Annotated in this window: 12 protein-coding genes and 1 pseudogene; 9 read left to right on the forward strand and 4 right to left on the reverse strand. The window is 71.1% G+C overall.

Translation table 11 applies throughout. From position 1 onward, the window contains the following. From ACFXB5_RS09455 to ACFXB5_RS09485, 7 genes and pseudogenes are all read left to right on the forward strand, one after another. Positions 1-342: pseudogene (locus ACFXB5_RS09455) on the forward strand (orotidine 5'-phosphate decarboxylase); the annotation flags it as partial. A 204-nt stretch (positions 343-546) separates the two neighbouring features. After that, the gene (locus ACFXB5_RS09460; protein WP_009713618.1) at positions 547-870 is read left to right on the forward strand and encodes an integration host factor; all 324 of its coding nucleotides are present in this window, start codon (positions 547-549) and stop codon (positions 868-870) included. Positions 871-920: 50 nt separating this feature from the next. Beyond that, positions 921-1,487 (forward strand): guanylate kinase, encoded by a 567-nt coding sequence (gene gmk / locus ACFXB5_RS09465; protein WP_201854544.1) that lies wholly within the window; start codon positions 921-923, stop codon positions 1,485-1,487. Positions 1,488-1,545: 58 nt separating this feature from the next. Continuing rightward, complete coding sequence (gene rpoZ, locus ACFXB5_RS09470) at positions 1,546-1,806, forward strand: DNA-directed RNA polymerase subunit omega (RefSeq protein WP_020867048.1); 261 nt, start codon at positions 1,546-1,548, stop codon at positions 1,804-1,806. A 141-nt stretch (positions 1,807-1,947) separates the two neighbouring features. Continuing rightward, positions 1,948-3,156, forward strand: a complete 1,209-nt coding sequence (coaBC, locus tag ACFXB5_RS09475) for a bifunctional phosphopantothenoylcysteine decarboxylase/phosphopantothenate--cysteine ligase CoaBC (protein ID WP_385204531.1) — start codon at positions 1,948-1,950, stop codon at positions 3,154-3,156. A gap of 357 nt (positions 3,157-3,513) precedes the next feature. After that, a complete protein-coding gene (gene metK, locus ACFXB5_RS09480; RefSeq protein WP_201854542.1) occupies positions 3,514-4,722 on the forward strand; it encodes a methionine adenosyltransferase in 1,209 nt (402 codons plus the stop codon). Positions 4,723-5,240: 518 nt separating this feature from the next. After that, entirely contained in the window at positions 5,241-5,576 is a 336-nt protein-coding gene (locus ACFXB5_RS09485) for a hypothetical protein (protein ID WP_385204533.1), read from the forward strand. Between the two features lie 41 nt (positions 5,577-5,617). Here the strand turns inward: ACFXB5_RS09485 and ACFXB5_RS09490 are convergent, their stop codons facing one another. Then, the gene (locus ACFXB5_RS09490; protein WP_385204536.1) at positions 5,618-6,163 is read right to left on the reverse strand and encodes a TetR/AcrR family transcriptional regulator; all 546 of its coding nucleotides are present in this window, start codon (positions 6,161-6,163) and stop codon (positions 5,618-5,620) included. Positions 6,164-6,286: 123 nt separating this feature from the next. Between ACFXB5_RS09490 and ACFXB5_RS09495 the strand changes: the two genes are divergently transcribed. Then, positions 6,287-7,300 carry an NADP-dependent oxidoreductase gene (locus ACFXB5_RS09495; RefSeq protein WP_385204539.1) on the forward strand — a complete coding sequence of 338 codons (1,014 nt, stop codon included), beginning with the start codon at positions 6,287-6,289 and terminating at the stop codon, positions 7,298-7,300. Positions 7,301-7,417: 117 nt separating this feature from the next. Continuing rightward, positions 7,418-7,615: a hypothetical protein gene (locus tag ACFXB5_RS09500; RefSeq protein WP_385204542.1), complete on the forward strand. Its 198-nt coding sequence runs from the start codon at positions 7,418-7,420 to the stop codon at positions 7,613-7,615. Between the two features lie 18 nt (positions 7,616-7,633). Here ACFXB5_RS09500 and ACFXB5_RS09505 read toward each other — a convergent pair whose 3' ends face one another. The 3 genes from ACFXB5_RS09505 to ACFXB5_RS09515 form a co-directional block, all read right to left on the reverse strand. After that, positions 7,634-8,035 carry a PIN domain-containing protein gene (locus tag ACFXB5_RS09505; RefSeq protein ID WP_385204545.1) on the reverse strand — a complete coding sequence of 134 codons (402 nt, stop codon included), beginning with the start codon at positions 8,033-8,035 and terminating at the stop codon, positions 7,634-7,636. Positions 8,036-8,062: 27 nt separating this feature from the next. Beyond that, on the reverse strand, positions 8,063-8,338 hold the full coding sequence (locus ACFXB5_RS09510; RefSeq protein ID WP_385204548.1) for a hypothetical protein: 276 nt from the start codon (positions 8,336-8,338) through the stop codon (positions 8,063-8,065). 67 nt (positions 8,339-8,405) lie between these two features. Next, on the reverse strand, positions 8,406-9,725 hold the full coding sequence (locus tag ACFXB5_RS09515; RefSeq protein WP_385204551.1) for a cytochrome P450: 1,320 nt from the start codon (positions 9,723-9,725) through the stop codon (positions 8,406-8,408). Positions 9,726-9,869 lie beyond the last annotated feature (144 nt).

Raw genomic sequence — 9,869 nt, forward strand, 5'->3', positions numbered from 1 at the left:
AGTTGTTTTTTTGTCACTGCCGTGTGGGCCGCGCTCAAGGCCGAGAACGCCGCCGAGGCGGCCGAGGGCCGCCTCGGCTCGTACGGGGCCGTCGTCGGGGCCACGCTCGGCGGCACCGCGCGGCGGCTGGGCGCCGATCTGGCGATCGACGGGCCGTTGCTGGCCCCCGGCATCGGGGCCCAGGGCGCGACCCCCGCCGATCTTCCGGCGGTCTTCGGCGCGGCGGTGCGAAATGTCGTGCCGAGCGTCAGCCGGGGGGTGCTCCGGCACGGTCCGGACGCCGCGTCGCTGGTCGCGGCGGCCTCCCGAATGGCTGATGAAGTGCGTGCCGTGGCCGAATAACCCGGCTACTTTGTCCGTAAATGTCCGAGTCGAGCGAGTCTGACCAGGACTTTTCGTCTGTTCTCGCTGACTGGAGCGGGATCGGCCGCTAGTCTCCGACGAGAGCGAACGCGCTGCTGCGTTGCGCGTTGCTCCCCAGGTGAGGGGCGACTAGGTTCCTCACCGGTCCATATCCGACAGTTCGACATCCGAGGTGACGTAGGCGTGGCTCTTCCGCCCCTTACCCCTGAACAGCGCGCAGCCGCGCTAGAAAAGGCCGCCGCGGCTCGCCGGGAGCGCGCCGAGGTCAAGAATCGACTCAAGCACTCCGGCGCCTCCCTGCACGAGGTCATCAAGCAGGGCCAGGAGAACGACGTCATCGGCAAGATGAAGGTGTCCGCTCTCCTCGAGTCCCTGCCCGGCGTCGGCAAGGTCCGCGCCAAGCAGATCATGGAGCGGCTCGGCATCTCCGAGAGCCGTCGTGTGCGGGGTCTGGGCTCAAACCAGATCGCGTCACTCGAGCGTGAGTTCGGCGGCGCCGCCGGCTGACCCCCGGCCCGGCGTTTCCAGGCACTCCCGGGAACCTGGATAATCGCTTCATGGCAGCACACTCCGCACGACCGCGACTGACCGTGCTCTCCGGCCCCTCCGGGGTCGGCAAGAGCACGGTCGTCGCCCATATGCGCAAGGAACTCCCCGAGGTCTGGCTCTCGGTCTCCGCCACGACCCGGCGGCCGCGCCCGGGGGAGCGGGACGGCGTCCACTACTTCTTCGTGGACGACGGGGAGTTCGACAAGCTCATAGCCAATGGTGAGCTGCTGGAGTGGGCCGAATTCGCGGGTAACCGCTACGGCACCCCGCGCGAGGCGGTCATGGACCGCCTCGGTGCGGGCGAGCCGGTGCTGCTGGAGATCGATCTGCAGGGCGCCCGGCAGATCCGCGAGTCCATGCCGGAGGCGCAGCTGGTCTTCCTCGCTCCGCCGAGCTGGGAGGAGCTGGTGCGCCGGCTCACCGGCCGGGGCACCGAGGCGCCCGAGGTGATCGAGCGGCGGCTGGCGGCCGCGAGGACCGAGCTGGCCGCCGAGTCAGAGTTCGATACGACCTTGGTCAATACCTCCGTCGAGGACGTGGCCAATGAGCTGCTAGCCTTGATGCGAGTGGCTTGATCTTCGATTCACTCTTGCCATCAGGCGAAATAAGGAAGGCTAGAGAGTGTCCTCTCCCATGACCGCACCCGAGGGGATCATCAACCCTCCGATTGATGAGCTGCTCGAGGCCACCGACTCCAAGTACAGCCTGGTGATCTACGCGGCCAAGCGCGCGCGTCAGATCAACGCGTACTACTCCCAGCTCGGTGAGGGCCTGCTCGAGTACGTCGGCCCCCTCGTGGACACCCACGTCCACGAGAAGCCCCTCTCGATCGCGCTCCGTGAGATCAACGCGGGCCTGCTGACCTCCGAGGCCATCGAGGGCCCCGCTCAGTAGGTTTCGAATCGCTTGAGCCACCGGCCCGGCAGTGATGCCGGGCCCGTGGTGTGTCATGGGTACGTGAGCCGGCCCGGCGTACCGTGACTGGACGTAACGCCCGACGCGGCATACGACGTACCTGGTGGGGAGAGCCGAGCGATGGACAAGCCCGAGGTGGTCCTGGGCGTCAGTGGCGGGGTCGCCGCCTACAAGGCGTGCGAGCTGCTGCGCCGCCTCACCGAGTCCGGCCATGACGTACGCGTCGTGCCGACCGCCTCGGCGCTGCACTTCGTCGGCGAGGCGACCTGGTCGGCGCTGTCCGGGCATCCGGCGACGACCGAGGTCTGGGAGTCCGTCCACGAGGTGCCCCACGTCCGCATCGGCCAGTCCGCCGATCTGGTCGTGATCGCCCCCGCCACCGCCGATCTGCTCGCCAAGGCCGCCCATGGCCTGGCGGACGACCTGCTCACCAATACGCTGCTCACCGCGCGCTGTCCGGTCGTCTTCGCGCCCGCGATGCACACCGAGATGTGGGAGCACCCCGCCACCCAGGAGAACGTGGCGACGCTGCGCCGCCGCGGCGCCATCGTCATCGAACCCGCCGTGGGGCGGCTCACCGGTGTGGACACCGGCAAGGGACGCCTGCCGGACCCCGGGGAGATCTTCGAGGTCTGCCGCCGGGTGCTGGCCCGCGGCACCGAGGCGCTCACCGCCGATCTGGCCGGCCGCCATGTCGTGGTCAGCGCCGGAGGCACCCGCGAGCCGCTGGACCCGGTGCGCTTCCTCGGCAACCGCTCCACCGGCCGCCAGGGGTACGCCCTGGCCCGTGCCGCCGTCGCCCGGGGCGCGCGGGTCACGCTCGTTTCGGCCAACAGCGAGCTGCCCGACCCGGCCGGCGCCGACGTGGTGCGGACGGGCACCGCGGCACAGCTGCGGGAGGCCGTCCTCAAGGCCGCCGCGGACGCCGACGCCGTGGTCATGGCCGCCGCCGTCGCCGATTTCCGCCCCGCGCGGTACGCCGAGGGGAAGATCAAGAAGCGCGAGGGCCAGGAGCCCGAGCCGCTCACCCTGGTACGGAATCCGGACATCCTCGCCGAGATCTCCGCGGAGCGCGCCCGCCCCGGCCAGATCGTGGTCGGCTTCGCCGCCGAAACCGACGATGTGCTCGCGAACGGCCGCGCGAAGCTGGCCCGCAAGGGCTGCGATCTGCTGGTGGTGAACGAGGTCGGGGAGCACAAGACCTTCGGCGCCGAGACCAACGAGGCCGTGGTGCTCGGCGCCGACGGCACCGAGACGCCCGTGCCGTACGGCCCCAAGGGCGCGCTCGCCGACACCGTCTGGGACCTGGTGGCCGGCCGCCTGCGCTGAGCGCGGACCCGGGGCTCGCCGGGTCCCGTCCGACAGGGCCCGCCGGGCGATCCCGACAGGGCCCGCCGGGCGATCCCGACAGGCTCGACAGGCGATCCGACAGGCAATCCCGACGGGCTCGACGGGGCCAGGACACGGCCGATCGGGCTCATGACACATTCCCGCCACGGCGGGGTGGGGCTGTATTTCGGCTTGAGGCAAGGTATGTTCCCGGTCACGGGCCTGCCCGTTCTGTGGGACGGGGATGCTTGACCGGTGGACGTGCCGGATAAACTGGCCCAGGAACCGCATCGGGCGCAGCCCCCGCGCGGTCCCGACCATGATCAGCCAGCAGCCGCTGCAACCCCAGGGAGCGATGTGTCCCGCCGCCTGTTCACCTCGGAATCTGTGACCGAGGGTCACCCCGACAAGATCGCTGACCAGATCAGCGACACCATTCTCGACGCCCTTCTGCGGGAGGACCCGCACTCCCGGGTCGCGGTCGAGACTTTGATCACCACCGGCCTGGTGCACGTGGCCGGCGAGGTGACGACCAAGGCGTACGCCCCGATCGCGGCGCTCGTGCGGAACAAGATCCTCGACATCGGCTACGACTCGTCGAAGAAGGGCTTCGACGGCGCCTCCTGCGGTGTCTCGGTGTCGATCGGCTCACAGTCCCCGGACATCGCCCAGGGCGTGGACTCCGCCTACGAGCTCCGGGTCGAGGGTGACGAGGACGAGCTGGACAAGCAGGGCGCGGGCGACCAGGGCCTGATGTTCGGGTACGCCTGCGACGAGACGCCCGAGCTGATGCCGCTGCCGATCAACCTGGCGCACCGGCTCTCCCGCCGACTGTCCGACGTCCGCAAGAACGGGACCATCCCCTACCTGCGCCCGGACGGCAAGACCCAGGTCACCATCGAGTACGACGGCCACAAGGCGGTCCGCCTGGACACCGTCGTCGTCTCCTCGCAGCACGCCTCCGACATCGACCTGGACTCGCTGCTGGCACCCGACATTCGGGAGTTCGTGGTCGAGCACGTGCTGAACGAGCTGGTCGAGGACGGCATCAAGCTCGACACCGAGGGCTACCGCCTGCTGGTGAACCCGACCGGCCGCTTCGAGATCGGCGGCCCGATGGGCGACGCCGGCCTCACCGGCCGCAAGATCATCATCGACACCTACGGCGGCATGTCCCGCCACGGCGGCGGCGCCTTCTCCGGCAAGGACCCCTCCAAGGTCGACCGCTCCGCCGCCTACGCCATGCGCTGGGTCGCCAAGAACGTGGTGGCCGCCGGCCTCGCCCAGCGCTGCGAGGTGCAGGTCGCGTACGCCATCGGCAAGGCCGAGCCGGTCGGTCTCTTCGTCGAGACCTTCGGCACGGCGGCGGTCGACGCCGAGAAGATCGAGAAGGCCATCTCCGAGGTCTTCGACCTCCGCCCGGCCGCGATCATCCGCGACCTCGACCTGCTCCGCCCGATCTACGCCCAGACCGCGGCGTACGGCCACTTCGGCCGTGAGCACTCCGACTTCACCTGGGAGCGCACCGACCGCGTAGACGCCCTCCGCGCGGCGGCGGGTCTGTAGGCCCCGGCTCGATTCACGGATCCTGACGAAGGCCCGGACACCCCTGCGGCGTCCGGGCCTTCGCATGCGTCCCTGTCCGTGCGGTCTGCTAAGACTTGATCTGTGAGCAGGGACAACGAGTGGCCGGGGGATCCGGCGGAGGTGCCGGAGGGGGAGCAGCTCGCGCTCATTCGGGAGACGGTGCGCAAGGCCAAGGTGCCCAAGGCCAAGCCGCGGACCTGGCGGGGGGCGGCGCGGGGGGCGGGGGGGCGGGCGCGCCCCCCGCGGGGCGCCAGCGCGGAACCCCCACCGCCCGCCCCCCCCCCCCCAGCCCGGGCGCCGCGCGGCCGCCCCCCCCACCCCCCGGCCCGCCCCCCCCGGCCGGGTCAGGGGAGCTGACCCCGGCCGAGCGCTCCCGGCTGGCCGGTCTCGAACGCTGGCACCGCGAGCTCTCCGGCTACGCCGCCATCCAGGGCACCCGCCCCCAGACCCTGTCCTACGGCCTCGCCGACTCGCCCGTCGGCCAACTTGCCTGGAACGTGGACTGGTTCGCCGCCCACGGCGACAAGCCCGAGGCGCTCGACCGCGACGCGGTCCTGACGAACGTCTCCCTGTACTGGTTCACCAACACGGCGGGCCCCTCCGCCCGCCTCTACAAGGAGGCCGCCTCGGCCTGGGGCGCACCGCCCGAGCGCTCCGGGGTCCCCACCGGCGTCGCGGTCTTCCGGGGCGACACCGCGATCCGCCGCCTCGCCGAGCCATGGCATGCGATCAGCCACTGGTCGGAGTTCGAGGCGGGCGGTCACTTCGCGGCGATGGAGGTCCCGGAGCTGCTGGTGGGCGACGTACGGACGTTCTTCCGCGACCTGCGCTGACTTGCCTGCGCTGACCAGGGCGAGACCGGCCCTGGGGAACGTCATTTCGTCAGGATCGCGCTCGCGACAACGTCGAAGAGGTGATCGGCACGTGGCGCCAGCGAGGGTTGGTCGCCGAGCCATGCGAGCGCCGCGATCAGCGCGAACAGATCGGTGCCATCGATGTCCGTCCGCGCTACGCCCGCGTCCTGGGCACGGGTGAGCAGCCGCGTGCCGGCCGCGCGGAGGGTGACGCACGAAGCGTGGAGCGCGGATTCGGTGTCCTCGATGGCGGCTGCCATCAGCACGGTCACGCCCCGGTACTCGGTTGTCCAGGCGACGCAGTCGCGTAGCCACGACACCAGCGCGTCCTCGGGCGAGCTCGACGTCTCGAGTTCGCCCGCCCTTGCCGTCCCCTCGTCGAAGCTCGTGTGGAGCAGGGCCTCGAGCAGCGCCTCGCGCGTCGGGAAGTGGCGGAGCAGCGTCGCGAGCCCCACACCGGCCTTGCGTGCGATGTCGCGCAGCGACGCGTCGACGCCCTGCTCGGTGAGGACGGTGCCCGCGACTGCGAGCAGGTGGTCACGGTTCTTCCTGGCGTCGGCCCGCATCTGCCCCTCTTGACTATCCGGCTTGACTATCCGGATCAGTGGTCCATATATTCGGATCAGTGGTTCGGATATATGGACCACTGGTCCGTTCAGCGTATCCCCTGGCAGGGGCGGGAGAAAATAATGTCGACACACACGATGAGGGCGATCCGGCTGCACGACTTCGGCGGTCCCGAGGTGCTGCGTTATGAGGAGGTGCCGGTTCCGCAGCCGGGGCCGGGTGAGGTGCTCGTCCGCGTGCACGCGGTCGGCATCAACCCTCCCGACTGGTACGCGCGCGAGGGAATGCCCGACGTACCTCCCGAGCTCAAGCCCCCGTTCGAGCTCCCCCTGATTCCGGGGACCGACGTCTCGGGCGTCGTGGCGGCCGTCGCCCCCGACGTCACCGGCTTCGCGGCCGGGGACGAGGTGGTCGGCCTGCTGCGCTTCCCCACCGCTCTCCAGGGCGGCGCGTACGCCGAGTACGTCACCGCGCCGGCGTCCGACCTTGCCCGCAAGCCCGCTGCCATCGATCATGTGCACGCGGCCGGCCTGCCCATGTCGGGGTTGACGGCGTGGCAGTTCTTGATCGAGCTCGGGCACGACCATCCCTCGCCGTTCCAGGAGGCCCGGCACCGTCCGATGGCGCTCGGCGGCGGGACCACGGTGCTCATCAACGGCGCCGCCGGTGGCGTGGGGCACCTCGCTCTCCAGCTGGCCAAGTGGAAGGGGGCCCGCGTCATCGCCGTGGCCTCCGGCGCCCATGAGACGTTCCTGCGCGAGCTCGGCGCCGACGAGTTCATCGACTACACCAAGGAGCGGCCCGAGGAGGCCGCCCATGACGTCGATCTCGTCCTGGACACCGTCGGGGGCCCCGACAGCAGGCGCTTCCTGCGCACCCTCAAGCGCGGCGGGTCCCTCTACCCGGTGTACTTCGGCGAGTTCGACGACGAGGAGAACGCGAGGCTGGGCGTCACGGTCACGTCCACCCAGGTCCGCTCGCACGGCGCGCAACTCGCCGAGCTGGGACGCCTGCTCGACGCGGGCACGGTCCGCGTCGCGGTGGACAGCACGTTTGCGCTCGCGGATGCCCGAGCGGCGCACGAACGCGCCGCCCGAGGGCATATCCAAGGCAAGATCGTGCTCACGGTCGCCTAGGAACGAGCCGTTCGGCCGCGCGGCGAAGGCGGAGACATCGCTCCTCGGGAGGGGTCCCGGGCGGTCCCGCGGATGATGGGCCGCCCGTAGCCGAGGTGAACGTAAGGAAGTTCCGCCATGACCCCCGTGCAAGTCGACTGGCTGTCCATCGTGCTCGGCCCCCTCGCCCTCATCGCGCTGGCCTTCGCCTTCTCCGCGCAGCGCTCGGCGGTCAAGCGGGGCGAATCCATGCGCGGCTGGGGCAAGGCCGTACAGGGCGTGGGGATCGCCTTCGTGCTGTTCGTGGCCCTGTCCAACATGATGTGGGGTACGTGAGGTCGCGGCAGCCGGCCGTCAGACCTGCTGCACCGCTACCAGCTTGCCCCGGCCGCCGAGCCGGTCGAGCAAATGCCGAATGTCGTCGGGGTCGGAGGTGGCGATCATCGCCTCCTGCCGCGCGGCAAGCACCGCGACGGCACCGTCCACCGGGTCGGACGTTCCCGCCCGGGCCAGCAATTCCCCGATCTCCCGAGCCGCTGTCTCGTCCATGGCCGCCACATCGCACCCCTTGAGCAAGTGCGCCAGGCGCGCCTGCCGCGCCCCGTCCCGCCACACCTGGGCAACCACAGCCGCGGGCACCAAGGGCACACCGCCCGCCGTGAGATAGGCCCGGTGAGCTCTCCAGGCCTTGGTCTGGGAACGCTCGGCGGCGATCAACATCCCCGCGTCATAGACGACAGGACGCAGTACGGTCATCCGTTGTTCCCCCCGGCACGTGCGCGGTCAAGCCGCGTGATCGTCAGCACCGGAGCCGTCGTCCGCTACTGGCCTCGTGACCGTGTCCATGAATTCATCCACCCACGCCCGTTCCTCCGGGGTGGGCGGGCCGATCTCCGCCAGCACCTCCTCCGCCGCGATCAGCCCTGCCTCGATCTTGGCCGCGCGCTCGGCCGCACGCGAGAGCCAGGCCGAGACGCTCATGCCCTCGCGGTCCGCCGCTTCCTTGGCGGCGCTCAGGGTCTCGCTCGGAATCGTGATCGTGACACGTTCGAGGCTCATACCGGCGATCATACTGACGACTGCCGCAGCTGAGCGCCTGAGCAGGCGGCATTCACCCGTATGAGGGTCACCAGGGGCGCGGGACCACCTCGGCGCCGACCGGCTGGAGGGCGAGGGCCGGGCGGGGGTGGATGTGGTCCGGGGTGGTCAGCTCCAGCCGGAAGCGGCGCCAGATGTCGGCCACCAGGTGGACCGTCTCGGTGGTGGCCACGGCGGCTCCCACACAGACGCGGGGGCCGAGCCCGAACGGGAAGTACGAGCCGCGCGGCACCGAGGAGGGGCCGCCGCCCAGCCAGCGTTCGGGGCGGAACGCCTCGGCCTCCTCCCAGAAGCGCGGATCGCGGTGGGCCACCCACTGGCTGACGGTGACGGTGGTCCCGGCGGGGATGAGATAGCCGCCGAAGTCGAGGTCCTGCCGCGCGTCCCGGCTGGTCAGCCAGACCGGGGGGTAGAGGCGCAGCGCCTCGCGGACGACGGCGTGGGTGTAGGGCAGGGCCTCCATCCGGGACAGCCCGGCGGGGGTGGTGGCGAAGGCGGCGTCGGCCTCGGCCCGCACCCGCTCGGCGATCCGGGGGTGCCGGGCCAGCAGGACGCTCGTCCAGACCACCGCGTCATTGGTGGTCTCGAAGCCCGCCATGATCAAGGTGGCCAGCTCGTCCCGGAGTTCCTCGGGTGAGGGGGCGGGGGCGCCGTGGACGAGGGCGTGCAACACGGGGGCGCGCTCCGGGTCGTTCGCGGCGGGGGAGGCGGCCAGGGCGTGCAGGGTGCGGTCGATGCGGGCCATCGAGCGGCGGATGCGCAGCTTGCGCGGGGTCGGCACCCACTCGGGCAGCAGCACGGGCGAGGTCGACAGGTCCATGATGGGCGCCACCAGCCGGGCCACTTCGGCGGTGTCCCGATCGCTGAACTCGTCCCCGAACATCAGCTGGGTGACCAGCCGCAGGGTCACCACGGCGATGTCGTCCTGGAGCGTACGGGCCTGGCCGGGGCGCCAGGTGCGCAGCAGCTTCTCGCCCTGGGCGTCCACGATTTCGGCCGCCCTGGTGGACAGCGACCGCCCGAACGCCGGTTGCAGCCGGTGCCGTTTCGCCTTCCACCGATCGCCGTCGCTGTTCATGGTGGAGTGCGGAAAGCCCTGCCTTCGCGAGCCGCGCCGGGTGTCCGCACTGGCCTTGGAGAACAAGGAGTCCCGGTCGACCAGCATCTTCTCCACGTCGCCGGGGTCGGTCAGCAGCACGTTGTTCTCGCCGAGCCGGACCACGTCGCCGTACCGGCGCGAACAGTCGGTCAGAAAGCCCAGCGGATCGGAGGAGAAGGCGTGCAGATTGCCGAGGTATTTGTCCCCGGAGGGGCCCGGCAGGTCGGTGCGGTAAGGAGCGGCGGTCATGGACGTCCCCTCGGATCGTGGCCGACGGCGGGGGGGGGGGGGGCCGGGCCCCCCCCCCCCCCCCCCCCCCGCCCCCCCCCGGCGTGTTTAGGGTTGTGGGGGGGGGGGGGGGTGGGGGTTAGGTGGCGGGGGCGCGGCGCGGGG

The sequence above is a fragment of the Streptomyces sp. NPDC059455 genome (genome assembly GCF_042750115.1).
Classification (GTDB): domain Bacteria; phylum Actinomycetota; class Actinomycetes; order Streptomycetales; family Streptomycetaceae; genus Streptomyces; species Streptomyces endocoffeicus.

Bases quoted from the DNA above. Each gene is read 5' to 3' on its own strand.
- gmk (WP_201854544.1), top strand. From the start codon at position 921: ATGGCAGCACACTCCGCACGACCGCGACTGACCGTGCTCTCCGGCCCC.
- rpoZ (WP_020867048.1), top strand. From the start codon at position 1,546: ATGACCGCACCCGAGGGGATCATCAACCCTCCGATTGATGAGCTGCTC.
- coaBC (WP_385204531.1), top strand. From the start codon at position 1,948: ATGGACAAGCCCGAGGTGGTCCTGGGCGTCAGTGGCGGGGTCGCCGCC.
- ACFXB5_RS09490 (WP_385204536.1), bottom strand. From the start codon at position 6,163: ATGCGGGCCGACGCCAGGAAGAACCGTGACCACCTGCTCGCAGTCGCG.
- ACFXB5_RS09495 (WP_385204539.1), top strand. From the start codon at position 6,287: ATGTCGACACACACGATGAGGGCGATCCGGCTGCACGACTTCGGCGGT.
- ACFXB5_RS09500 (WP_385204542.1), top strand. From the start codon at position 7,418: ATGACCCCCGTGCAAGTCGACTGGCTGTCCATCGTGCTCGGCCCCCTC.
- ACFXB5_RS09505 (WP_385204545.1), bottom strand. From the start codon at position 8,035: ATGACCGTACTGCGTCCTGTCGTCTATGACGCGGGGATGTTGATCGCC.
- ACFXB5_RS09510 (WP_385204548.1), bottom strand. From the start codon at position 8,338: ATGAGCCTCGAACGTGTCACGATCACGATTCCGAGCGAGACCCTGAGC.
- ACFXB5_RS09515 (WP_385204551.1), bottom strand. From the start codon at position 9,725: ATGACCGCCGCTCCTTACCGCACCGACCTGCCGGGCCCCTCCGGGGAC.